Origin of the sequence: Streptomyces sp. NPDC057854 (assembly GCF_042797055.1) — a bacterium.
Lineage (GTDB): Bacteria > Actinomycetota > Actinomycetes > Streptomycetales > Streptomycetaceae > Streptomyces.
This window is the reverse complement of the sequence record NZ_JBHVMF010000009.1, coordinates 1-24,623: the sequence shown is the minus strand read 5'-3', so window position 1 is coordinate 24,623 and position 24,623 is coordinate 1. Positions and strand designations below refer to the sequence as shown.

General features: G+C 71.1%; 13 protein-coding genes and 4 pseudogenes. 11 read left to right on the top strand and 6 right to left on the bottom strand.

Features of this window, described 5'->3' with window-relative positions:
* The first annotated feature begins 106 nt into the window (after positions 1–106).
* The 7 genes and pseudogenes from ACFVQZ_RS14820 to ACFVQZ_RS14790 form a co-directional block, all read left to right on the top strand.
* Positions 107–6,313, top strand: coding sequence for a DNRLRE domain-containing protein (locus ACFVQZ_RS14820; protein ID WP_383622971.1), 6,207 nt, complete (start codon positions 107–109; stop codon positions 6,311–6,313).
* Entirely contained in the window at positions 6,310–6,795 is a 486-nt protein-coding gene (locus ACFVQZ_RS14815; protein ID WP_383622301.1) for a hypothetical protein, read from the top strand. The genes ACFVQZ_RS14820 and ACFVQZ_RS14815 overlap by 4 nt, the downstream gene beginning before the upstream one ends.
* A gap of 416 nt (positions 6,796–7,211) precedes the next feature.
* Complete coding sequence (locus ACFVQZ_RS14810) at positions 7,212–8,549, top strand: hemolysin family protein (protein WP_383622299.1); 1,338 nt, start codon at positions 7,212–7,214, stop codon at positions 8,547–8,549.
* Positions 8,546–9,561, top strand: a pseudogene (locus ACFVQZ_RS14805) (hemolysin family protein). Before ACFVQZ_RS14810 ends, ACFVQZ_RS14805 begins: the two are co-directional and overlap by 4 nt.
* A 166-nt stretch (positions 9,562–9,727) precedes the next feature.
* Positions 9,728–11,050, top strand: a complete 1,323-nt coding sequence (locus ACFVQZ_RS14800) for a hemolysin family protein (protein WP_383622296.1) — start codon at positions 9,728–9,730, stop codon at positions 11,048–11,050.
* Positions 11,047–12,096: a hemolysin family protein gene (locus ACFVQZ_RS14795; protein ID WP_383622294.1), complete on the top strand. Its 1,050-nt coding sequence runs from the start codon at positions 11,047–11,049 to the stop codon at positions 12,094–12,096. Before ACFVQZ_RS14800 ends, ACFVQZ_RS14795 begins: the two co-directional genes overlap by 4 nt.
* Before the next feature lie 80 nt (positions 12,097–12,176).
* Positions 12,177–12,410 (top strand): annotated as a pseudogene (locus tag ACFVQZ_RS14790) (LexA family protein); the annotation flags it as partial.
* Between the two features lie 672 nt (positions 12,411–13,082).
* Here ACFVQZ_RS14790 and ACFVQZ_RS14785 read toward each other — a convergent pair.
* Together ACFVQZ_RS14785 and ACFVQZ_RS14780 are read right to left on the bottom strand one after the other, a co-directional pair.
* The gene (locus tag ACFVQZ_RS14785; protein ID WP_383622291.1) at positions 13,083–14,840 is read right to left on the bottom strand and encodes a vWA domain-containing protein; all 1,758 of its coding nucleotides are present in this window, start codon (positions 14,838–14,840) and stop codon (positions 13,083–13,085) included.
* A gap of 242 nt (positions 14,841–15,082) precedes the next feature.
* Entirely contained in the window at positions 15,083–16,126 is a 1,044-nt protein-coding gene (locus ACFVQZ_RS14780) for an ArsR/SmtB family transcription factor (RefSeq protein ID WP_383622288.1), read from the bottom strand.
* Positions 16,127–16,182: 56 nt separating this feature from the next.
* On the opposite strand from ACFVQZ_RS14780, the gene ACFVQZ_RS14775 reads away from it, so the two are divergent.
* A complete protein-coding gene (locus ACFVQZ_RS14775; RefSeq protein WP_383622285.1) occupies positions 16,183–17,481 on the top strand; it encodes an MFS transporter in 1,299 nt (432 codons plus the stop codon).
* 808 nt (positions 17,482–18,289) lie between these two features.
* Here ACFVQZ_RS14775 and ACFVQZ_RS14770 read toward each other — a convergent pair.
* Together ACFVQZ_RS14770 and ACFVQZ_RS14765 are read right to left on the bottom strand one after the other, a co-directional pair.
* The gene (locus ACFVQZ_RS14770; RefSeq protein ID WP_383622282.1) at positions 18,290–19,351 is read right to left on the bottom strand and encodes a TerC family protein; all 1,062 of its coding nucleotides are present in this window, start codon (positions 19,349–19,351) and stop codon (positions 18,290–18,292) included.
* Positions 19,352–19,387: 36 nt separating this feature from the next.
* A complete protein-coding gene (locus tag ACFVQZ_RS14765; RefSeq protein ID WP_383622280.1) occupies positions 19,388–19,918 on the bottom strand; it encodes a universal stress protein in 531 nt (176 codons plus the stop codon).
* 149 nt (positions 19,919–20,067) lie between these two features.
* Here ACFVQZ_RS14765 and ACFVQZ_RS14760 point away from each other — a divergent pair, with 149 nt between their 5' ends.
* Complete coding sequence (locus tag ACFVQZ_RS14760; RefSeq protein ID WP_383622277.1) at positions 20,068–20,412, top strand: helix-turn-helix transcriptional regulator; 345 nt, start codon at positions 20,068–20,070, stop codon at positions 20,410–20,412.
* Complete coding sequence (locus ACFVQZ_RS14755; RefSeq protein WP_383622274.1) at positions 20,409–20,588, top strand: hypothetical protein; 180 nt, start codon at positions 20,409–20,411, stop codon at positions 20,586–20,588. Before ACFVQZ_RS14760 ends, ACFVQZ_RS14755 begins: the two co-directional genes overlap by 4 nt.
* Before the next feature lie 102 nt (positions 20,589–20,690).
* On the opposite strand, the pseudogene ACFVQZ_RS14750 reads toward ACFVQZ_RS14755, so the two are convergent.
* A pseudogene (locus ACFVQZ_RS14750) lies at positions 20,691–22,209 on the bottom strand (SpoIIE family protein phosphatase).
* A 210-nt stretch (positions 22,210–22,419) separates the two neighbouring features.
* Positions 22,420–22,740 (bottom strand): hypothetical protein, encoded by a 321-nt coding sequence (locus ACFVQZ_RS14745; protein ID WP_383622271.1) that lies wholly within the window; start codon positions 22,738–22,740, stop codon positions 22,420–22,422.
* 828 nt (positions 22,741–23,568) lie between these two features.
* Here ACFVQZ_RS14745 and ACFVQZ_RS14740 point away from each other — a divergent pair.
* Positions 23,569–23,815, top strand: a pseudogene (locus ACFVQZ_RS14740) (LexA family protein); the annotation flags it as partial.
* Between the last annotated feature and the right edge of the window lie 808 nt (positions 23,816–24,623).

Here is a 24,623-nt window from a genome sequence, read left to right as displayed (position 1 = left end):
AGACCGAGGAACCATGACGGTTCACATACGACCACTGAGCCGGTGGAGCCGGCCCGGCCAGGCGAGACGGACCCAGGCCTACCTGGCGAGCTCGCTGGCCCTGGTCATGGCAGTGACCCTGCTCGACGGCGCCAGCGCGGCCGCTACCGCCGCGCCGCCACCCCCGCCGACCCCCGTAGTGCCGGAGAAGGTCTTCGCCACCCAGGCGATGGACGTGGCCTCAGCTCGCGTGGCCGCCCGCCTGTCGGGCAAGCCCGTCGAGGTGCTGTCGGAGAGGACCGAGACGTCCACCACGTGGGTGAACAAGGACGGCTCCCTTAAGACCGAGATCGCGGGCGGCCCCATCCGCTTCCTCGACGCCGTCTCCGGTGAGTGGCGTGACGTCGACGTCGCGCTGGCCGCCCAGCCCGACGGCTCGATCGCCTCCAAGGCGCACCCGCAGGGCCTGCGGCTCGCGGGCAAGTCCGGCACCAGGGCCGCTTCCCTGAAGGCGGCTCAGGCCGCGCCCGCCACCGACCTGGTGACCTTGGGCCAGGGTGACGAGCAGATCACCCTCCAGTGGCGCGGCGGTCTGCCGACCCCCGAGATCGACGGCACCCGCGCCACGTACGTGAATGCGGTTCCCGGCGCCGATGTCGTCGTGGAGGCCACCCGTACCGGTTTCGAGCAGTTCGTCGAGGTCAAGGAGAAGCCGGCAGCTGGCTTCTCCTACACCCTGCCGCTGAAGACCAAGGGGCTGAAGGTCACCCCGCAGGCCGACGGCAGCGTTCTGTTCACGGACAAGAAGTCGAAGAAGACGGCCACGATGCCGGCGCCCGTCATGTGGGACGCCACCGTCGACAAGTCCTCCGGGGAGCACACCCGCCGGGCCAAGGTCGCCATGAAGGTCGTCAAGACCAAGGGTGGCGTCGACCTGGTTATCACCCCGGACGCGGAGTTCCTGGCGGACCCGGCCACGAAGTACCCCGTGACGGTCGACCCCTCGACATCCAGCCTGAGCAGCATCTTCGACACCTACGTCCAGCAGGGCGAGACGGTCGACTGGTCCGCGGACACCGAGCTCGACCTCGGCAACCCCGGCACCAAGAACACCGACGGCACCTTCCGTATCGCGCGTTCCTTCATCACGTGGAACACCGCCCCGGTCTCGGACGCGATGATCTCCAGCGCCTCGCTGTCGCTGTGGAACTTCCACTCGGGAAACGCGCCCGAGTGCACCGCCCAGCCCTGGGAGGTGTGGACGGCCAACAACGCCTCCACCTCATCCCGCTGGACGAACCAGCCCGCGATGGTCACCAAGATGGCCACCTCCACCCAGACCAAGGGCAACACGTCCTGCACCGCGGACGGCTGGATCACCGCCGACGTCACCAACCTGGTGCAGCACTGGGCGAACAACAAGTGGAGCCACGCGGGCATGGGCCTGCGGGCCACCGACGAGACGAACATCAAGCAGTGGAAGCGGGTCAACTCCGCCAACGCCGCCTCCAACCCGCCCAAGCTGACGGTCACGTACAACTACCGTCCCCGCACCGGCACGAAGCAGGAGGCCGGCGCCCCCTACTTCTCCTACGGCGGCGCCTACGTCGTCAACACCCTCACCCCGACCCTGCGCGACACCTTCGTCGACGTGAACGGCGACAAGGTCCAAGGCGCGTTCCAGATCTTCGACAACGCCACCAATACGCAGGTCGGTGACGTGCTGCGGTCGGCGTTCGTGCCCTCCGGGCAGCCGGCCTCGGTGACGGTCCCGGCCGGGGTGCTGGCCAACGGCAAGACCTACCGCTTCCGCACCTCGCCGTACGACGGCACGCACTACAACCTCGGCTGGTCCGCGGAGAAGACCTTCACGGTCGACATCACCGCCCCCTCCGCCCCCACCGGCATCACCTCCACCGACTACCCGCTGAACACGTGGGTCAAGGGCGCCGGCCAGGCGGGTACGTTCAACGTCACCCCGCCCGCCGGCGACCACAACTGGCTGGAGTGGTCCCTCGACGGCGTGACCTGGACCAAGGTGCCCACCGGCGGCACCGCCGGTGCCAAGCCGATCTCGGTGACCCCGCCGAAGGACGGCACGCACACGCTGCAGGTCCGCACGGTCGACAAGGCGGACAACAAGTCCGAGGCGGTCGACTACACCTTCCACGCCGGCCCCGGCGGCTTCGTCCAGCCGAACGAGGGCGAGCGCACCGCCCGCCGCCTGTCGCTGGTGGCGGACGCGGACGGCGCGAAGTACAACAGCGTCACCTTCTCCTGGCGGCGTTCCGAAGCCGACGCGTGGGTGCAGATCCCGGCCGGCGACGTCACCTCCGGCGGTGCGCCGCTGACCGCGTGGCCCGTCCCGATGCTCGGCGGGAAGAACGCCCCGCTGGTGTGGAACACCACCGACACCGTCAACCCCGACGGCACCGTCCAGATCAAAGCCGACTTCACCGGCCCGAACGCCGCCTCCGGCTCGACCGCGCCGCTGTCGGTCATCGTCGACCGCAACGCCAACGGCGCCGCGACCACGGAGGTCGGCCCCGGCACGGTCAACCTGCTGACCGGTGACTACACGCTCTCGGCGACCGAGGCCTCGGCCTTCGGCCTGTCCGTGTCGCGTACCGCCTCCTCCCGCACCCCGGACAAGGGCGCCAAGCAGGAGGGCCAGGCCGCGATCTTCGGCAAGGAGTGGGTCTCCGGCACGATCGCCGAGCTGACCGAGTCCGACTTCTCCCACCTGCGCAAGATCTCCGACACGGCCGTCGTGGTCGTCGGCAGCGAGGGCGAGGAGCTGTCCTTCACCGCGAACGCGGCGAAGAACGGCTGGATCGCCGAGCCCGGCGCCGAGGGCCTGACCCTCACCGGCAGCGTCACCGGCTCCTTCACCCTGTCCGACACCGAGGGAACCGTCACCGAGTTCACCAAGCCCGCCGGCGGCGCCACGACGTGGCAGGTCTCCAGCACGCTGCTCAACGGCCTGAACAACTCCGCCACCACCGTCGTCTCCGAGACGGTCACCGTCGACGGCAAGGCCCTGGCACGACCCAAGCGCGTCATCGCGCCCACCTCGGCGGCCACCACCGCCACGTGCACCGCGACCCCGTCCACCAAGGGCTGCCGCGCCCTGGAGTTCGTCTACGCCTCCGCGACCACCGCCACGGCCACCGTCTTCGGTGACTTCGCCGGCCAGGTCAAGGAAGTCCGTCTGTGGTCCACCGAGCCCGGCGCCGCCGCGGCCACGGCCAAGACCGTCCAGACGTACGCCTACGACACCGCCGGCCGTCTGCGCCAGACCTGGAACCCGCAGATCACCCCCGCACTGAAGACCGAGTACGAGTACGACACCGCCGGTCGCGTCACCAAGCTCACCCCTCCCGGCAACCTGCCGTGGACCTTCACCTACGGCCAGGCCGGCAACGCCGCCACCGCCGGTGCGGGCATGCTCCTCAAGGCCACCCGGCCGGGGCTCAAGCAGGGCACCGTCGACACCATCGAGGGTGAAGCCGCCACCAGCATCGTCTACGATGTACCGCTCACCGGCACCACCGCGCCCCACAAGCTCGGCGCCAACGACGTCAAGGCATGGGGCCAGACCGAGGTACCGACCGACGCCACCGCCGTCTTCCCCGCCGACGCCGTCCCAGCCTCGCACACCGGCGGCTCGCTGACCGCGGCCGACTACAAGCGCGCCGAGGTCAAGTACCTCGGTGTCTCCGGCCGCCAGGTCAACACCGCCATGCCCGGCGGGCACATCTCCACCACCGAGTACGACCGCTTCGGCAACACCGTGCGTGAACTGACGCCCGGCAACCGAGCCATCGCCCTCGGCCTGACCGCGGACGACCGCGCCGCCCAGGCCGACCTCGGCATCGCCCAGCTCACGAGCGCCGGCCGAGCCGACCTGCTCACCACCCGCCACCTCTACAACGACACCGGCACCCGCAAGCAGGAGGAGTTCGGCCCGCTGCGCCGGATCGACCTCACCGCCGACCTCAAGTCCGGCACCACCACCCTGGTCGCGGCCGGAACCTCGGTGACCGCCCGCACCCGGACGGTCAACGAGTACGACGCCGGCCGCCCCACCGACGGCACCGCCAAGGTCAAGGACCAGATCACCAAGGTCACCACGGGCGCCGAAGTACGCGAGTACCCCGGCATCCACGGCGAGACCCGCATCACCCAGACCGTCTACGACTGGGCCAAGGGCCTGCCGTCCAAGACGATCCAGGACCCCGCCGGCCTGGCTCTGACCACCGAGACCCAGTACGACGACCAGGGCCGCGTCACCAAGCAGCTCATGCCCGGCGCCACCGGCACCGACGCCGCGACCCGCGTGACGACCTACTGGTCCGCCACCGGCACCGGCACCTGCCAGGGCCGCCCCGAATGGGCCGACCAGCTCTGCTCCACCGGTCCCGCCGGAGCCATCACCGGCGGCGGCACCAACCCCGCCCAGGTGCCCACCACCACCACCGAGTACAACTGGTGGGGCGCCGAAGCCAAGGTCATCGAGACCGCCAACGGCAGCACCCGCACCACCACGACCACCCACGACGCCGCGGGCCGGATCGTGAACGTCAAGACCACCGGCGGCATCGGCCAGGCGGTCCCCGAGACCACCACCGAGTACGACCCCGCCACCGGCAACGCCGTCAAGACCGTCTCGCCGACCGCCGGCACCATCACCAAGGCGTTCGACAAGCTCGGCCGGCAGATCAGCTACACCGACGCCGACGGCGGCACGACCACCACCACCTACGACATCCTCAACCGGCCGCTGACGGTCGCCGACACCGTCCCCTCCACCACCACCTACACCTACGACCACACCGCCGAACCCCGCGGCCTGACCACCACCCTGACCGACTCCGTCGCCGGTGCCTTCACCGCCACCTACGACGCGAACGGCGGCGTGGCCAGCCAGAAGCTGCCCGGCGGCTACACCCTCAAGATCACCGAAGACGCCACCGGCTCTCCGACCGACCGCATCTACACCCGTGACAGCGACAGCGCGATCGTCTACTCGGACTCCGTGACCAAGTCCATCCACGGACAGGTCACCACCCACGCCGGCTGGGCCTCCCAGAACAACCGCTACGACGCCACCGGCCGCCTGGTCACCGTCGAGGACACCGCCGACACCATCTGCACCCGGCGCGCCTACACCTTCGACGCCCGCTCCAACCGCAAGACCCTGACCACCGCCACCGGCACTCCCGGCGCCGACTGCCCCACCACCGGAGGCACCACCACCACCCACACCTACGACAGCGCCGACCGCCTCGTCGACACCGGCTACGTCTACGACGCCTTCGGCCGCACCACCGCCCTGCCCGGCACCACGATCGGCTACTACGCCAACGACCTCGTCTACCAGCAGACCGCCGGCACCAACCGGCAGACCTGGCAGCTCGACGCCGCCCACCGGCTGCGCCAGGTCAAGGTCGAGACGGGCAGCGGCACCACCTGGACCACGACCGACAACAAGATCAACCACTACGACAACGACGGTGACAGCCCCCGCTGGACCGTCGAGAACACCACCACCAACGAGATCACCCGCAACGTCAGCTCTCCCGAAGGCGACCTGGGCGCCTTCACCTCCGCCACCGGCGAGACGGCACTGCAACTGACCAACATCCACGGCGACGTCAGCCTCAACCTGCCGTTGGACACCAGCAAGGCGCCCACCGCACTCGACACCGACGAGTACGGCAAGCCCCGGCCCAGCATGACCCCGGCCCGCTACGGCTGGCTCGGCGGCAAGCTCCGCTCGGCCGAGACCCCCACCGGTCTCATCCTCATGGGCGTCCGCCTCTACAACCCCGACACCGGCCGCTTCCTGTCCCGCGACCCCGTCTACGGCGGCAGCCACAACGCCTACGAGTACGCAGGCGGCGACCCCATCAACAAGTTCGACCTCGACGGCGAATGGATCGGCGTCGCCGCCCGAGGCCTGTGGACCGCCGGCCGCGCCTGCTGGAGCCGCTGCGCCTCCTGGGGCCGCACCGCCTGGGGATGGGGCCGCAGCGCCTGGAGCTGGACGCGCACCAACGGCTCGCGATTCGGCCGCTGGTCCTGGGGCAAGGCCCGCAGCGCCTACCGCTGGACCAAGCCCCGCGTCCGCGCTTCGTTCCGATGTGGCATGTACGGAGCCGGCGCCGGTATGTTCGGCTCCATGATGGCGGGCAGCTGGGGCGTGTGGCCCTACGGATTCCGAGGATCGGACCGAGCAGACATCTGGGGAACCACCGGCGGCATCTACGGCGCCTACGCAGGCACCGCCTACGGCTTCTTCCGCCACCGCACCGCCCGGTGCGCCCGATGACAGTCGCCCCGGACAGGCCCGCCCCCAAGCGGGGCACCCGCCCCGCCAACCGGATCGCTGTGGCGCTCCTGCTCACGGGCATCCCGGTCTTCGGCGCGGGACGAGGCGCGGCCCATACGGGTGACAGCCTGTTCCAGGCCCTCGGCACGGTCTACAGCCAGCCGACTGCCTGGGCATGGACCGCGGTGACCCTGGTCTACTGCGCACTGTCCCCCGTCGTCCTGCCCGAACTGGTCGCACACCGGGACACCACCCGGCCACCCACCATGAAAGACAGGACCAAAGCCGCACTGTTCTACTGGGTGCTCCTGTGGGGCCTGATCGCGCTGACCGGAGCCACCACCGCGGCCGGCGCAACGGACACCCTGTCCCGCTGCGCCACCGCACCCGCCACCTGGCTGATCATGGCCGCGGTGACGGTGTACTGCCTGGCATCACCCGCTGTCCTCCCTGTCCTGTGGGACAAGAAGAACAAGAACTGATGGCCTGACAGCTGCCCGCACGGGCAACAAGGAGGGCCTCCCCACAGGGAGGCCCTCCTTCACAGGCACCGCGCGCCTACGCATGCTTCTTGCTGCGCGGGATCCTGCGACACGAAGCGGGACGCCTACGCCCCGTGAGCAGCATCCGGTACGACAGCTATCCAGTCGGCCTGGTGGCCGTGTGAACAGCTCCAGCCATCGCCGTCTTCCCCACAGCTGACAGACCAGCGTCCCACGGGGGAGGCTGTCGATCGGAGATTGCCTCGGCTTTACAGTGATGTAGAAGACCGTCTCTCAGCAGCCCTGATCCCGCCCAGGACGAGAAGGAGTGAGCGACCCGCAATGGGTGAGCCTCCCAGTACGAGCCGTGCCACTGCCTGCCCTGACGTGTCGAGCCGGGGAGCGGGGGTGGCACGGTGACCGAGGTGCTCCTTCTCCTGCTCGCGCTCGCGCTCACCCTTGCGTGTGCCGTCTTCGTCGCGGCCGAGTTCTCACTGACCACCGTCGAGCGCGGTGAGCTGGAGCGGGCCGCCGAGGCCGGTGAACGCGGTGCCGAGGGCGCGCTGCGTGCCGTGCGCGGGCTGACCGTGCAGCTGTCCGGCGCCCAGCTCGGCATCACTGTCACCTCCCTGGTGATCGGCATGCTCGCCGAGCCGTCCCTGGCCGCGCTGCTGCGCGACCCGCTGGAGGCGATCGGCCTCGGCGCCGCGGCCCCTTCCGTCGCCACCGTCCTCGGGGTGGCGCTCTCCACCGTCGTCCTCATGGTCATCGGTGAGCTTGTGCCCAAGAACTGGGCGATCTCCCGGCCGCTGGCCGTCGCCAAGGTCGTCGCCAACCCGCAGCGCGGCTTCACCGCCGCCTTCGGCCCCTTCATCCGGCACCTGAACGGCACCGCGAACCGGTTCGTGCGCCGCTCCGGCCTGGAGCCGGCCGACGAACTGCACACCGTACGGACCCCCGCCGAGCTGGCCTCTCTCGCCCGGCACAGCGCGGCGGAGGGCGCCATCGAGGCGGACTCCGCCGAGCTGTTCGTGCGGACGCTCCACCTGAGCGAGCTGACGGCCGAGAACGTCATGACCCCGCGCGTGGACGTCCGCGCCCTGGACGCGCGGGCGACGGCCGCCGACGCCGCCAACCTCACCTACGCCACCGGACTGTCCTGCTTCCCGGTCTACCGGCTGAACCACGACGACGTCATCGGCACCGTCCACATCCGCGACGTCCTCGCCCTGCCGCCCGAGGAGCGGGCCGCCACCCCCGTCACCGCCCTGACCACCCCGCCGCTGCTCGTCCCCGAGACGCTGCCCGCCGACCGGCTCCTGGAGCGCCTGAGGGCCCACCGGGGCATGGCCGTCGTCATCGACGAGTACGGCGGCACGGCCGGCGTCGCGACCGTCGAGGACATCGTGGAAGAGGTCGTGGGCGAGGTGCGGGACGAGCACGACCCCGTCGAGGTCCCCGACCTGCTGCCCGCCCCGCCCACCGACGACGGCCGGGCCACCTGGGAGGCGGACGGCGGGGTACGCATCGACCAGCTGGCCCGGATAGGGCTGCGCGCGCCGGAAGGCCCGTACGAGACGGTCGCCGGCCTCATCGCCACCAGCCTCGGCCGCATCCCCGCCCAGGGCGACGCCGTCCTGCTCGACGGCTGGCGGCTCGACGTCCTCGACGTCGAGCACCACCGCGCGGACCGCGTCCACCTCACCGAGCCCGCCCCCGCCGCGGCGCCCGAGCACGCCGGAGCGGCCCGATGACCGCGCTCCAGCTCACCATCGGCTTCCTCACCCTCATGACGAACGCCTTCTTCGCGGCGGCGAGTTCTCGATGATCTCCGTCCGCCGCAGCCAGATCGAGCCGCTCGCCCGCGAGGGGGACCGGCGCGCCCGTATGACCCTGTGGGGCCTGGAGCACATCTCCGCGCTCCTGGCCACCGCCCAGCTCGGCATCACCGTGTCCTCGCTGGTCCTGGGCGCGGTCGCCGAGCCCGCCATCGCCCACCTCCTGGAGCCCGCCTTCGAGGCGTCCCACGTGCCGCACGGCCTCGTGCACCCGATCGCCTTCGTCATCGCCCTGACCCTGGCGACGTACGCGCACATGCTGATCGGCGAGATGGTCCCCAAGAACATCGCCCTGGCCGCCCCGGTGAAGACCGCCCTGCTCCTCGGACCGCCGCTGGTCGCCCTCACCCGCGCCCTCAAGCCGGTCGTCTTCGGCATCAACTCCTTCGCCAACGCGCTCCTGCGCCTGCTGCGGGTCGAACCGAAGGACGAGGTCTCGGCCGTCTACACCGACGACCAGCTCGCCCGCATGGTCCAGGACACCAGCGCCGCCGGACTGCTCTCGCCCGCCGACGGCGAGCGGCCGCGCGACGCCCTGGAACTCGGCACCCGCCCGGTCGGCGAGATCCTCGTCCCCGCCACGCGGATGGTCACCGTGCACCACCGGATCACCCCGGCGGAACTGGAGCGGACCGCGGCCCGCGCCGGCTACTCCCGCTTCCCGGTCACCGGCCCCGCCGGCGCCGTCCTTGGCTACCTCCACATCAAGGACACCCTCGGCGTCGCCGACCGCGACAAGCCCTTCCCGCGTTCCGCCCTCCATGCCGTCACGCGGGTACGGATCGACACCCCGCTGGACGACGCCCTCACCGCCCTGCGCGCCGCCGGCAGCCACCTCGCCGCCGTCACCGGCGAATCCGGCACCGTCCTCGGCTACGTGACGATGGAAGACGTCCTGGAGGAACTGGTGGGACCCGCCACCGTGTGACCTCCCCGGGCCCCCGGCCCTTCCGGCCCTGGCGTGGTGAGGCCGCGCCGCCCGTGGCGTACCCGCCGATACTCGAACCGATCGCCCGTGATCACAGCCCACGAAGGAGCCCCCGCTTGTCCGCCAGAACGACGCACCCCACCTGCTCGAAGGGGTGCGGCCGCCGATGAACGCCGCTCTCGGCCTGCTCGCCGTCCTCGTGCTGACCGCCGGTACGGGCTACTTCGTGGCCCAGGAGTTCTGCTACGTCGCCGCCGACCGGATCGCCCTCGCCCGCGAGGCCGAGGCTGGCGACAAGCGGGCGGCCCGCGCGCTGAAGGTCCTCGAACGCCTCTCCTTCATGCTGTCCGGCGCCCAGCTCGGCATCACCGTCACCGGCCTGGTCGTCGGCTTCCTCGCCGAGCCGTCCGTCTCCGCCCTGCTCAAGCCCGCGCTGGACGGGACGGGCCTGTCGGACGGCGCGGTGTCGGCGATCTCCGTCGTCCTCGCCTTCGTGATCGCGACCGTGCTCCAGATGGTCCTGGGCGAACTCGCACCGAAGAACCTGGCACTCGCCGTCCCCGAACGGCTCGCCAAGTCCCTCGCCTCCTCCACCCTCCTCTACCTGAAGGTCGTCGGGCCGGTCGTCCGGGTCTTCGACGGAACGGCGAACAGACTGCTGCGCAAGGCCGGCATCGAGCCCGTCGAGGAGCTGCACCACGGTGCCACCCTGGAGGAACTTAGCCACCTCATCGGCGAGTCCCACGAGCAGGGACAGCTCCCCGCCGACACCGCCGAGCTCCTGGACCACGCCCTGGAGTTCTCCGAGCGGACCCTGGACGAGGTGATGGTGCCGCGCGCCGACGCCGTCTTCGTCCGCAAGAACGCCACCCTCACCGAGGCCGTCGAACTCATCGCGCGGCACAGGCACTCCAACTACCCCGTCCTAGGCGACCACCCCGACGACGTCGCCGGCGTCCTCGGCGTCCGCGACCTCGCCCGGCTGCCCGCCGAACGGTTCGACACCCTCACCGCAGGCGAGGCCGACCGGGCGCCGCTGCTGCTGCCCGACACCCTGCCGCTGCCGCAGGCGGTGGCCCGGATGCGGGAGGCAGACGACGAGTTCGCCGTCGTCCTTGACGAGCACGGCGGCGTCGCCGGCGTCGTCACGTACGAGGACATCGCCGAGGAACTGGTCGGCGACATCGCCGACGAGAGCGACACGGTCGTCGCGCTCGCCGTCCCGGACGGGAACGGCTGGCGCGTCGACGCGGGCCGCCGCCTCGACGAGATCGAGGACGCCACCGGCATCGCCCTGCCCGAGGACGATGACTACGACACCGTCGCGGGCCTGATCATCGACCGCCTCGGCCGCTTCCCGACCATCGGGGACCACCTCACCGTCGACGCCGTCCGCATCGACGTCCTCAGCCTTGACCGTCACGTCCCCGGACGCGTCCGGATCGAACGCCTTCCGCAGACCGCCCCGGCCGAGGAGGCCCAGGCATGAGCTTCCCCATGGCCCTGTTCATCACCGTCCTGCTCCTCGTCGGCAGCGGATTCTTCGTCGCCGCCGAGTTCGCGCTCGTCGCCGCCAAGCGCCACCGCATCGAGAAGGCGGTCGCCGACGGGCAGCGCGGCGCCAAGGCCGCCCTCGCCGGCATGCGGGAGCTGTCTCTCATGCTCGCCGGTGCCCAGCTCGGTATCACCCTGTGCACCCTCGGCCTCGGCGCCATCTCCAAACCCGCCATCTCACACGAACTCGCCCCCCTGCTCGTCAAGCTCGGCCTGCCGGAGGCGCTCAGCTACGGCATCGCCTTCGCCGTCGCCATGATCGTCGTCGTCTTCCTCCACATGGTCCTCGGCGAGATGGGCCCCAAGTCCTGGGCCATCGCCCGCCCCGAACGCTCCGCCATGCTGCTCACCCCGCCGTTCCGGGCCCTGGTCAAGGCCGTACGCCCGCTGATCTGGGTCCTCAACAAGGTCAGCAACGCGCTCGTACGCATGTGCCGCGTCCAGCCCCGGGACGAGCTGGCCGCCGTCCACAACCGCGAGCAGCTGACCCACCTCGTGGAGGAGTCCGAACGCCTCGGCCTGATCAACAGGACCGACTCCCAGCTCATCACCCGCTCCCTCACCGAGCCCCAGACCCCGGTCGCCGAACTCCAGACCCCGGCCGCCGACATCGTCGCCGTCGAGGCGGGCGCAGGGCTCGACGCCGTCCTCGCCCAGGCGTCCGAGGCCGACCGCTCCCGGCTCCTCGTCCGCGACGGCGACCGGATCCTCGGCTCGGTCCACGCCCGCGACGCCCTCGTTGCCCGCACCCGCGGCCGGGACCTGACCGCCGCGGCCCTCGCCCGCCCCGTACCGGAACTGGCCGGCACCGACACGGTCTCCGACGCCATCGAGCACCTGCGCCGGCGCCGCGTCTCCCTCGCCCTCGTCCGCGACGCCGACGGCGAACTCACCGGCCTGGTCAGCCTGGACGACCTGCTGGTCCGGATCATGGGGCCGCAGACGACCTGGGACCCCGCATCGCGAATGGCTCCGGACTAGAGGCGATACTCAACAACCTGCCCGTTCCGCGCCGACTGACGTGCGGGGAAAGGCTGCTCGCAGTGTAGGTCGCCGGCGGCAGCATGACCGACGCCGCCATCCACCGCGGGGACACCGTCGTCGTCAGGCAGGCCGACAGCGCCGACCACGACGACATCGTCGCCGCGATGCTCGACAGGGAAGCCACCGTCAAGCGCCTGCGCCGCGCCAACGGCCACGTCTGGCCCATGCCCCACAACCCCGCCCACGAGCCGATCCCTGGCGACGACGCTGTTATCCTCGGCAAGGTCGTCGCCGTCCTGCGCACCCTGTGACCGTAGGCCGGGGGCGCCGGTCCCTTCGGGAGAGGCGAAGAGGGGCTGGCGGCCGCCCAGCGGGGGGTCGGCGGTCCTGTGCGCCGCCCCACCGCGACCGTACGAGAAGGTGTCCGGGACGCAGTTCCTGCTGGGCCGCCAGAAGGACGGCAAACGCCCCCTGAAACCCTGTCCGGCTTCGTCGCGGCGGACCGCCCGTGCTGCCGTTCCGTGGCGCGCCGGAGTAGGACGGCCGGTCCGCGGCGATGTGGTCGATCGGCAGGAGCATGCCGTCCAGGATCAGGTACGCCTTCGGGGGCGCGATCCGCACCGCGTTGGCGAAGGCCGGGGGCGAGAGCAACCTCGAACTCGGCCGTCTCGGAGACCTGTCAGCAGGCGCTAGTGATACTGATGTCGGATCCGGCCGCGAGTCGGGCACAGGTGTGTCCCATGTGCGGATGGACGAAGGTGGTCAGGGACCGACGGCCGATGCTCAGACGCCGCCATCGGGAGCCGATCGGGCGGCGGTGCCGCCGCAGGCGCTGCGTAAGGCAGGAAGGCGGGGAACTCGAAACGTCGATACCCGATGGGTGGACAAGCGCGTGAAGCCTCTGGTGGAGACGGTTCCCTTGGTCGAGAACCCACCTACCGGAGGCTTCACCGTGCCGTCGACCCCACTGCCTTCCTGCTTGATCAGCTCGGAGAAGGTTCGGTGTTCTGGTGAGAGCGGAGCATCGAGCTGTCGCGCCGGCGAAGCCGCCACCCGATCAGGCCCGTCCCTGCGGCTGTCATCGCCGCAGTGGCCAGCATCAAGGGCCCGCTGCTGTTCCCGGCATGCGCGAGCTCTTCGCCGTACCCACCTTCATCCCCAGGGCCCCCGTCGTCTCCATAGCCCCCTGGCGGGTCGGTCGGGGTGGGGTCTGTGGGTGTGGGGGTGGGATCGGTCGGTGTGGGGGTGGGGTCTGTGGGTGTCGGGGTGGGATCGGTCGGTGTGGGGGTGGGGTCTGTGGGTGTCGGCGTCGGGTCAGGCGTAGGTCGGTTGTGGACGACGCAGCTGACCGCCGCTAGGCGTGGTACGTCCACGGTGAAGGCGGGTGCGGAGGCTGTGCCGGTGTTGGTGACCTCGACGGGCTGGCCGTTGTCGAGGTTGGTGCAGACGGCGTTCTTGGCGCTCTGGGTGACCAGTTCGTAGCCGGGCTGCTGTGTCTCGGTGACAGTGATGTCCGCGTCTGCCGCCCCGGTGGGGAAGGTGGGTGTGAACACGACGCCGCCGGTGCCGTCGTCCACCGTGGTCTGCGTGTCGGGCAGTCCTCCGACGCCGGGTGTGGTGGTTGTGGCGCCGAACTGCCAGCCCGCCCCCGCCGGCGCGGCGCCGGTGACGTCCTCGCCCTCGGTTTCCCCGGGAACGAGCTGCTTGATGACCGACAACGTTCCTTCGCACTGGGTGAGCGCCATGTCGCGCAGAGCCTCGCCCGCCGCGGCGAAGTCGGTCGTCTGGTAGTAGTCGGCCGTTTCGGGGGCGGGGTCGGCGGGGTCGAACGCTTCCTGGCCCGAGATCGCCTTGAGGTTGATCCCGGAGATGCCCTCCACACCGTTGCCGACGCCGACGGCAACGACTCTGGAGCCCTTGGCCTTGACCGCGTTCGCGGCGAAGATCCCGCCCTCCACATCGGCGAAGTGGGTGTTGGTGCCGTCGCCCGAGTACGGCTTGCTGAAGCGGGTCGGGTTGCCGTCAGTGAGAACGATCACCAGGTCGTAGACCGGTCCGGCCTGCGCCACGGCGTTCAGGCCCTGGTCCCAGTTCGTGCCGGACCCCAGCCCCCAGTCCGCGTAGAGGTCCTTGAAGGCGTCCGCGCCGTCCCTGGTCGAGACCGGAACGAGGTCGGGATGGTTGGCGGTTCCGGTGCTGGGCGAGTTGCGGTCGAAGGAGAACAGGGCGAGCCGCGAGGGCGTTCCGGTCAGCGTGTCCGTCAGCTGGTCGGTGGCCGCCTTCAGCTGAGGCAGTGCACTGCCCACCGAGGCTGACAGGTCCAGCACCACAGCGACGTCCAGACCACAGGCCGCCGGCAGTCCGGGGTTCACCCGAGACTGCTGCCACACGCCGGTCGAAGCGACATACGGCACGGCCGACCAAGCGGTGCTGCGCATGAAGTCCGACAGCGAGGAGTAGGTGTTGCCCTCCTCCAGAGCCGGGGTGCGGAAGCGGTAGTCCGACTCGACCGATCCGCTTCCACTGCCCTTGCCCGTGCGCAGCGAGGGATTCACGAACCACCCCGGCGGTACTCCGTCGGGCTCCTGCCCCACCCAGAAGCGTTCGCCCTCGTTGATCTGGCCGCTTGCGGTGGAGGGCACGGTGAAGCTGCAGTCACCGTCGGCATCCGAGGTGCACCGCGCCCAGTCCTCCGCGATTGGGTCGGGGTCGTTCTCCCCCGCGTACAGGGCCAGCCGCACCCCGGCCAATGGCGCGACGGACGCGTCACCGCTGCGGTCCCCGCCAGTCCGGACCGTCACCACGGACGTGCCCGGTGCCGCGTCCGGCACCTCGGCTGTTGCAGCAGAAGGGCAGATGCCTGCAAGGGTCAGTACAGCGGTGGCGCCCAGGACGAACGGGCGTGGTTGCGGTCTCAACACGAGCTCCCGAAGCAGAAGAGATCAGAAGCCTTAATGTATAAGTACCACCCTTAAATAATTCATTACTGCCAATAGTGGGCATGTCGTCGCGTAAATCGTTCTCGGGCGAGGTGGGTTGCGCACAGGGCGGCACCGAGCGCGCTGTGCCGGTAGCGGACGTGGCGCCCGTGACGGGTTCGTTCCAGGAGGTGGGCTGCTGTGAGGATGGACAGGTGCTGGCTGACGGCGGCTGGGGTGACGCCGAGGCGGTGGGCGAGTTCGGTGGTGGAGGCGGGTTCGGCCAGGAGGGTCAGCAGGCGGGCGCGGGGGGCGCCCAGAAGCCGTTCCAGCGCCTGGGAGGCAGCAGGTGCTTCGGGGTGTTCGGCGAGGGTGGCCAGGCCGCGTGTGCCGTAGACGATGTGCGGCAAGGCCTGGGAGCTGAGCATGGTGGAGACGCCGTCCGCGAAGCAGCTGGGGGTGAACAGCAGCCGGCGGCCGTCGATCGGGATGTCGGTGGGCGCAGAGGACCGGGGGCCGTTGGGTTCGACGGTGACCATGCCCTCTGCCCAGGACAACTGTGAGCTGATTCCGGTGAACAGGGCGTCTGCGCCGCCTTCGACCAGGACGCGGGCGCGGTAGGCGATGTCGGCTTCCAGCACCGCCCTGGCGCGGGGCCACCAGAGGGGGCGCAGACACTGCTCCCAGTACTCCTCCAGGGCGTCGGCGATGTCGGCGAGCAAGCGGGACGGGTCGTCCCACGCGTCGGCCAGTCGGGCCGGGACCGGCTCGCCCAGCGGCAGGAACGTCTGCTCCAGCCCGGGCCGCACCACAGCCGGGTCGGTGGCCCGCAGCACGTCGAGCTCGCGACGGATGTCCGGCGCCGAGGTGTGCGGCCGGGGGGTGAGGAAATCGGGCACCCAGTAGCGGCGGCGCGCCACCAGCGAGGTCAGCAGGGTGTGGTCGAGGCGGTCGAAGACGGGCCGCAGGCCCGCGAAGGTGTCGCGCAGGGCGGGGAAGCGCCGCGCGTGACCGGTCCACATCCGAAGGCTGAGGACGGCCTCCTGCAGGGGGGAGTAGGCGAAGGAGGTCGCTGCCAGGTCAGACAGGTCCAGACGAAAACGAATCATTAAGCCTCAGGGTAAATCCATTCCGCGTGAGCCGGGCCGACGGTGTGCTTGGGGTCATGAACACCAGCACCACCCCGGCGCCGAAACCGGCTCCTCCCGCCCCGCCTCTCCGACTGGGCAGCGACCCGGCCGTCCGGGGGCTCGCCGCGCTGCTTCTCGTCAACGCCGTCGGCAACGGGCTCTTCCTGACCGTCAGCACCCTGTGGTTCACCCGGGGACTGGGCTACTCCGTCGAGCAGGTCGGAATGGTGCTGACGGTGGCGGGACTGTGCGCGATCCCCGCCGCCCTGCCCGCCGGGCGCGCCTGCGACCGCTGGAACGCGAGGAAGGTCCTGGTCTTCCTGCACCTCCTGCAAGCAGCTGCGATCGCCCTGTACGCCGTCGCGGGGTCCCTCCTTCTCTTCCTCGTCCTGGCCTGCCTGGCCACGGCCGGCAACCGCGCCAACGCCGCCGCACGCGGCGCCCTGCACGCCCATGTTCTTCCGCCCGGCCGGCGCACCCGTGCTCTGGCACTGCTGCGGGCGGTCAACAACGTGGGCATCGGAGCGGGCGCCGCCCTCGGCTCGGCCGTCCTCGCCTTCGACACCGACGTGGCATACCGGGGAGCGATCTTCCTGAGCTCCGTCGCGTTCCTCCTCGCGCTGGTCCCCCTGCACACGATTCCCGCCCCCCAGCCCCAGGCGCCGGGTCAGACACCCCGGACAGCCGGGACGGCGGCCTCCCGGCAGGACACCTCCGCACCCGTAGCCGAGCGGCACACGCCCCACCCGCTTCGCGACGTGCCCTACCTCGCCGTCACCGCACTCAACGCAATCGTCAACACTCTCTACGTCGTCCTCGAAGTAGCCCTGCCTCTGTGGCTCCTCACCCGCACCAGCGCACCGCAGGCCATGGTCGGCTGGCTTCTCGTCGTCAACACCGCCCTGGTCATCGCCCTGCAGGTCTGGGCCGCCCGCGGCATCACGGGAACGGTCCAGGCCGCGCGGGCCTTCCGCCGCGGCGGATTGCTCGTCGGGGCCGCCTGCATCGCGATCGCGAGTGCGGCCGACCGCGCTCCAGGCACGGCCGCCGCGGTCCTCGTGGGCGCCGTCGTCGTGCTGACCCTCGGCGAGGTCACCTCGCAAGCGGGCAGCTGGGCCCTGTCCTACGACCTGGCCCCCGAACGCGCACAAGGCACCTATCAGGGCATCTACCAGACCGGGATCTCCGTCAGCCAGGCCCTCGGCCCCGGCCTGCTGACCGCGTTCGTCCTTCCCCACGGCACCGCCGGCTGGAGCACCCTGGCCGCTCTCTTCGCCATGGCGGCACTCTCCCTGCCCGCCACCGCCCGCTGGGCCGCACGACGACGCAGGTAAGCCCGGTGACTCTTCCCAGCAGGACAGGCTCGCGACCGGGACATGCGGAAAGCACGGCAGTACGGCGCTATCCAGCCGTCTCGGCGCTGGTCGACGGCGTACCGGTGAGTGATCGTGTCAGCCGGTGGCAGGTCTGCACGCGCAGCGCCGCCCAGATGAAGACACGGAGCAGGTGCAGGTCGGTGCCGTGCCATCGGCCTTCTCGCGCCGCGGCTTCGAACGGCGGCGAGGCTTCGGAGCCGTGCCGCCAATGCCGAAGGAGTCGAGCAGCCCTCACCGACCTCCTCGGAGTCACCGGGCCGGGTGCCGCGCAGGAACGGACCCGGCGCGGGGGTGGCGAGCGGGGCGGGGGCTGATCACCGCAGGTATCGTGCAAAGGGTGAGGCGTATCCGGTCCAGGACCGGGCCGACGGCGACCTCGGTGCTGGATGCCGTCGGCGGGCGCGATCCGTTAGGGGGCGATCCGGGCGGCCACGACCGGAGAGTAGCGGCCTGAGCAGGGCTGGCGCGCGCGGTGCCCTGAATGCGGGCTGACGATGGCGTTGGTCTAGACCTGGCTCTGGCGGGAGCGGACGTGGCGCAGCAGGGCTTTGATGCTGAAGCCGGTGCTACGCAGGACCGCTGCGGCGAGAGCCCGGTGCCCAGTGCGTGCGGCGAGGTCGGCGGCATGAGCAGGCCACGGCCTGGTATGGCGCGGGAGCCGGTAAACCGCGCCGAAACGGGGCCTCCGGCGTGCAGGGAGGAGTGGTAGACGGCGCCTCCGGCGGGGCAGGGAAGGGGACTGTCGGCTGGAGTGTCTGGGGCGTGGTCAAGGTGAGTCCTTGGCACGCGGGATGCTATAGGCAGCGGGCTGCTGGCGAGTGGGTTCGACGGTCGGCTGGCCGCTTCCGCGGGAGTCGCCCTCGTTGGTCCCGGCTGGCTGCTCCTCGCTGTGCGCGGTCTGGCCTCGGGTGGCGATCAGGGACCAGCCGATGGAGACGGTGATCGTTGCGACGATGACGCCGAGGGTGAGGGGGATGGGGAGCTTGCCGACGGGGGTCTCGGACAGGATGAGCTTGACGCCGGCGAAGACGAGCAGGACCGCCAGCCCGTAGTGCAGGTACTGGAAGCGGCGCAGGAGTCCGGCGAGGCAGAAGTACAGGCTCCTGAGGCCGAGGACGGCGAAGGCGTTGGCGGTCCACACCAGGAAGGTGTTGGTGGTGATCGCCAGGACGGCGGCGACGGAGTCGATCGCGAAGATCAGGTCGGTGGCTTCGACGGCGACCAGGACCACGAACAGCAGCGTCGCGATCCGCTTGCCGTTGCGGCGGATGAAGAACTTGTCGCCGTGGAACTTCGGATCGGTGGGGATGAGCTTCTTGACGAGGCGGACGATGGGGTTGCGGTCGGGGTGGACCTCTTCGTCTTTGGAGACGGCCATCTTCCAGCCGGTCCAGATCAGGAACGCGCCGAAGAGGTAGGCGGTCCAGAAGAACACCTGGAGCAGTTCGGCGCCGACGAAGATGAACACCAGCCGGGCCGCGAGGGCGCCCAGCACGCCCCAGAACAGGACCTTGTGCTGGTAGGCGTCGGGGACGGCGAAGAACGAGAAGACCAGCGCGAAGACGAAGACGTTGTCGATCGACAGGGCCTTTTCGATCAGGTAGCCGGCGTAGTAGGTGGAGGACACCTCCCCGCCCTGCCACGCCAGCAGGATCAAGCCGAAGCCCAGGCCGATGGCGATCCAGATGCCACTCCAGATCGCGGCTTCCTTGAAGCCGATGACGTGGTTGTCGCGGTGGGCGATCAGGTCGACGGCGAGCATCACGCAGATGCCGACGGTGACCGCGGCCCACACCCACAGCGGGACGGCGAACGACAGGTCATTCATCGCTAAACGTTTCCTCTCAAGGGGCCGGACGGCAGGTCACGCTGAGGAGGCGATCACGTCGAGGGCGATCGCAGCGGCACCCAGGCCGCAGGGGCGATCGCATGGACGAACGGGCCGCCGCGCAGGGCTGCGGCCTCGATCAGGGCGTGCGCGTCCAGCCCGTGCGGGCCGCGACGCGAGGCCACCACGTCCGGAGCCCGGGTGGCGGCCGGCCAGGGCCAGCAGCTGCTTGGCCGCCGCGAGCCGTGATCCGTTGCCCGCCGGCAGGTGGAACACCTCGGGGATGCAGCCGGTGGCGTGGGGGCCGACTTTGGGCATGACCCGGGCCAGAACCGCCCGCACCGACGGGCAGGCCGCCGGGCCGAGAGGGGAACGGCCGACGTGCGGGGGCACCACGGCAATCAGCAGCAGCGGCACCCGGCGGACCAGCGCCATCCGCGCGGCCGCCTCGGCCACCGCGACATCGTCGATGCGATCGGTCAGCACCGCCGCCACCGGCTGGACCAGACCCGTTTGAGCAGGGCGGTGGCCGTGGCCGCGTACGGGGTGGGAGAGCAGTCGGGTCATGGCTACGGCCCGCCTTCCTTAACGGGAGGAATCCCCTCAAGCGTCACCTGCGGCACCGAGACCCGTCAACAGTTACGCGAAAACTTTTTCGCTAAAAATTGTTCGCTGATGGGGTGGATATGCGAAGTGGAGTTCGTAGGATGGAGGCCATGAGCAGCTCATCGGCACGCGGCGACCAGTGGACCTTCCTCACCAACCACGCACGGGTGCTGCTGCGGATCGCCCGCGACCCCGAGGTACGGTTGCGCGACATCGCTACCGGCATCGGGATCACCGAACGCGCGGTGCAGATCATCGTCGCCGACCTGGAAGCGGCCGGCTATCTGAGCCGCACCCGAGTGGGACGACGCAACCGCTACACCATCGACCCCACCGTGGCCCTGCGTCACCCGTCCGAGGCCGACCACCCGGTCGGTGACCTCCTGGGCGCCTTCCTGCACCGCGAAGACACCCCGGAGACCCAGCCCGCCGAGGCGGAGGCTGCGACGCGGTGAGCGAACAGGCGCTGCCGCCCGGGGCGCGCGAGGTCATAGCGGGCATCGTGGACGCGGTGGGCGCGGGGGACGATGCCCGGCTCGACCGGCTGCTGGAGCAGGTGGTCCTTATCGGCAGCCCCGACGTCCTCTACGAGATGCGCAGGCAGCTCGCCACGAGCGTGAGGGTGCCGTAGCCGCTGGTTGTCGGCCTCGCTGCCGTCAGCCAGCCGCCGAACAGCCCCACGGGTGGCACACCTGGGCCCTTCCTCGCCCCCGCATGGCTTCGCCGGGTTGCTTCACTCCCGTGACCGGAGGAGGAGCAGGGCGATGTCGTCGTGGCGGGGTGCGGTGCGTTCGGCGTGGTCGAGGAGGGTGTCGGCGAGGGCCTCCACGCTGTCGGCCTGTGCCGCTGCCAGGTGGGTGGCGAGGGCGGCGGTCGCCTCGTCGATGTCGTTACCGGGGGCTTCGACGAGCCCGTCGGTGTACAGGGCGAGGACGGATCCGGGCGGGAGCGGGATCTCGGTGGTGGGGTAGTCGGCGTCGGGCTCGATGCCCAGCAGCAGGCCGGGCGGCAGGCGGAGGGTGGCGGAGCAGGGCCGGCGGGTGTCCGGCGGTGGCCAGGCGCACACGGTGATGGGGCAGGTCGAGGTGGGCGATGAGGCAGCTGGCGAACAGGCCGGTGTCGAGGTCGCACAGGAGGCGGTTGGTGCGGGCGAGGACGTCGCCGGGTGAGGAGCCGGTGGTGGCGTGGGCGCGTACGGCGGTGCGGACCTGGCCCATGAGGGCCGCTGCGCTGGGATCGTGCCCCTGGACATCGCCGATAGCCACGGCGGCGGTGGCGTTGGTGCAGGGGATCAGGTCGTAGAAGTCGCCGCCGATGTCGATGCCGTGCCCGGCGGGCCGGTAACGTGCGGCCGCTTCCAGGCCGGGGATCTGCGGCAGGGAGCGGGGCAGCAGGCCGGTCTGCAGACCATGGGCGAGCGCGTGCTTGGCGTCGTAGAGACGAGCGCGGTCGAGCGCCTGGGCGATCAATCCGGCCAGGGATGTCAGCAGGGCGCGCTCGGCAGGCGGGAAGATACGCGGCTCGTCGTAGGCGAGGACGAGGGAGCCGACCGGGCGGCCGGAGACGATCAGCGGGAGGAAGGCCCAGGAGGCCATGTCGTCCTGGTGCACGGCCGGCGGGTACGCCTTCTTGAGGTCGGCGAACGTGGGGAAGAAGGCGGGCGTGCCGGTGGTGATGGCACGGACGGCCGGGGTGTCGGAGGTCAGGGGGGCGGCGTCGAAGCGGGCCATCAGCTCGGGGCTGTAGCCGCGGTAGCCGGTGATGTGCAGGCGTCCTTCCTTCACGGTCAGCAGGGCCAGGGCCTTGGGGCCGAAGGCGGGCACGATCTGGTCGGCGGCCAGGTCCACCACCTCGTGCACGCCGGCGGCCTCGGCCAGCGCGGTGGCCAGATGCGTCAGGTGGTACAGCGCCGTCGCCCCGATGGGCTCGGCCGACGGCGTCGGCGGCAGCCGCGGCGCGGTGGACGCCGGGCGTGTGTCGGCCGGGGTGATGTGGACACTGATGCCGCTGTCGTCCGGGTAGAGTTGGAAGAGCAGCCAGGTGTCGGGACGCCGGCGGGCGGTGAAGGAGGTGGGCTGACGGCTGACCACCGCCGCCCGGTAGCGGTCCTCGAACACCGGATCGCGCAGCCACGGCAGGACTTCCCAGGGACGGTTGCCGAGCAGGGAGCCCGCGGGGGCGCCGACCAGATCGGTCCCGGCCGGGTTGATGAAGGTGAGCCGACCGTCCAGATCCAGGGCACAGCAGCCCACGGGCAGGCGCGCGGTGAAGCCCAGGGCCGCGGCGGCCTGCACGGGGTCGGCTTCACGAGGAGGTCGCGCCGGGAGCAGGCGCGGCTCGCCAGGAGGCTGCAGCGGCCGGCCGCTGTCGGCGGCCCGGTGCAGGATCGCTGCCGCACGCCGGCAACAGGTGCTGATCGATTCCTCTTCGCCCGTGCTGAGCTGCGGCGGATGCCAGACGGGCTACAGCAACACGACGCCGCCCCACACCGTGCCGTCGCCGATGATCGGGGCCGCAGCGAGCATGAAGTCATACGGCAGGACGATGCCGAGCCGCGGGTAGCGGCGGGCGACGTCCTCCTGACTGCCCAGCCAGACCAAGGAGCGCTCCCGCACGGCGTCCGCCACCGGGATGGCGGCGTCCAGCGGGATGCGGGCCCACGGGGCAGCGATCTGCCCCGACACCCCGCCCGCCAGGACCAGCCGCAGGACCCGCTCGGCCGGCGGCAGCAGGTAGAGCAGCCCCACCGAGGCGCCGGTGTCGCGCATCACGTCGGCGAGCACGGAATCCGGCAGTGCCGTGCCGGAGCCAACGCGGGGGCTGGCAGCTGTGGGCCGACGCATGGCCTACCGCCCGCTCCGGCCGGACCCGGCCGCACCGCGCGTGCGCCCGAAGCGGGCGCGGGCCGCCTCGGCACTGATACCCAGCCCCGCACCGATCTCAGCCCAGCTGGCCCCAGCCCGCCGATCCGCGACGACCGCCGCCCGGACCAGCTCCCCGGCCAGGTCGGGGATGCGGGCGACCGCGGCGCAGTGCCATCCCGGTGAGGGCGGTGATCCCGGGACCTGGGCGAGGCCCTTCACCTGCGACAGCAGAATTTCACCCGCCGCGGCCACCCTGCTCCGCTCAGGAGCAGCCTCCCGCCACCGGCGCCGGGCCCGCCAGGCCGCCTGCCGGTGCGCCGGCCTGCAGTAACGGCGCCCATGGCCCGCCGGCCCCGGCAGCCAGGCACCGCACCAGCCACACCGCACATCACCCATACAGGGACAATAAGCCCGCTGTACCGTGACGGCACCCTACCGCGACCCCCCCGCCCCTACGCCATCCCCGGAGCCCCCTGTCCTGGCGGCGAGCCAAAGCAGCGTGCTCCGCTGAACGGCTGGCACGCACGCGTCTGAAGGCTTCTTTGGTGGATCAAGGGGCCAAAGCGACCGACGGTAGGTTCGCTGGTCATCTCGCCGCCCGTCGCGTTGTAGCCGTCTCGGGTAACGCGGGGGCCGTTGGCGAAGGGAACGAAACGCCTGAACCCGAGCCGGGCTGGGTGCAATAAGGGCACAACTACCGCCAATTCCCGTGCGAAGCCCTGCGAGATTCGGCGAACCCGTCGGTTTCAGGTCGTCGGCGACAGCATGACCGACGCCGCCATCCACAGCGGGGACACCGTCGTCGTCAGGCAGGCCGACAGCGCCGACCACGGCGACATCGCCGCCGCGATGCTCGACGCCGAAGCCACCGCCAAGCGCCTGCGCCCCGAGAACGGCCACGTTGGCTCATGCCCCACAACCCGCCTACGAGCCCATCCCGGGCGACGACGCCGTCATCCTCGGCAAGGTCCTCGCGGTCCTGCGCACCCTGTGACCGTAGGCCGGGGGCGCCGGTCCCTTCGGGAGGGGCGGAGAAGAGACCGGCGGCCGCCCAGCGGGGGCCGGCGGTCCTGTACGCCGCCCCACCGTGACCGTACGAGCCCGGTGTCCGGTGCGCAGTTCCTGATGGGCCGCCAGAGGGGCGGCACGGCGCCCTGAACCCCCTTCGGCTTCGCCGCGGCGGACGGCCGGCGCTGCCGTTCCGGGGCGCGCGCGGCGCATCGGGCGGCAGAAGCCCGAGCCGACGGCACGGGGAAGGGTCACTAGGTAGCGGCCGGGGGTGGTCCGGGGCTTCAGGCCGTCCTGGAGGCGGGAGGCGGCCGATGCAGTCCGGCGCCCGGCGGTGGCTGTTGCGCGGAGGCCGGCCGCGCCTGCCCCGTGTCGTCGGGGGCAGGTTTCGAGGTAGGCGGCCACGCCCACGGTGCGAAGTGCCGTGACCCAGTACAGCAATGCGGACGCGTTCGACTTCGTCGGCGTACTCGCGCAGCTGGGGGCCGGTGGTGTCGCCGGGGATCGGGGCGCCGGCCTCGGCATGTACATCGTGGCGTACCTCATGCCCCCGGCCCAGGCGCCTGCCCCGGCGGCGCCTCCGCCTCCGCTCAGAGTCAGGCCGCCACGGCCTCCTCGTGACCCGTCCGGAGGGCGGTACCCCGCAGAGGGTGCCGCCCTCCTGCGTGCTGACGGACTCCTCTCACCGGGTCGTCGCCAGGCGAGCAGACCTCCGGCCGAACGTCGTCGGCGGCATCCGGCGGGCGGGAGACCCATCCTGCCGAACCCCGCCCGGCGCCGCTGGCCTGCCGTAA

Bases quoted from the DNA above. Each gene is read 5' to 3' on its own strand.
- ACFVQZ_RS14775 (WP_383622285.1), top strand. From the start codon at position 16,183: ATGAACACCAGCACCACCCCGGCGCCGAAACCGGCTCCTCCCGCCCCG.
- ACFVQZ_RS14765 (WP_383622280.1), bottom strand. From the start codon at position 19,918: ATGACCCGACTGCTCTCCCACCCCGTACGCGGCCACGGCCACCGCCCT.
- ACFVQZ_RS14760 (WP_383622277.1), top strand. From the start codon at position 20,068: ATGAGCAGCTCATCGGCACGCGGCGACCAGTGGACCTTCCTCACCAAC.
- ACFVQZ_RS14800 (WP_383622296.1), top strand. From the start codon at position 9,728: ATGAACGCCGCTCTCGGCCTGCTCGCCGTCCTCGTGCTGACCGCCGGT.
- ACFVQZ_RS14770 (WP_383622282.1), bottom strand. From the start codon at position 19,351: ATGAATGACCTGTCGTTCGCCGTCCCGCTGTGGGTGTGGGCCGCGGTC.
- ACFVQZ_RS14815 (WP_383622301.1), top strand. From the start codon at position 6,310: ATGACAGTCGCCCCGGACAGGCCCGCCCCCAAGCGGGGCACCCGCCCC.
- ACFVQZ_RS14780 (WP_383622288.1), bottom strand. From the start codon at position 16,126: ATGATTCGTTTTCGTCTGGACCTGTCTGACCTGGCAGCGACCTCCTTC.
- ACFVQZ_RS14795 (WP_383622294.1), top strand. From the start codon at position 11,047: ATGAGCTTCCCCATGGCCCTGTTCATCACCGTCCTGCTCCTCGTCGGC.
- ACFVQZ_RS14820 (WP_383622971.1), top strand. From the start codon at position 107: ATGGCAGTGACCCTGCTCGACGGCGCCAGCGCGGCCGCTACCGCCGCG.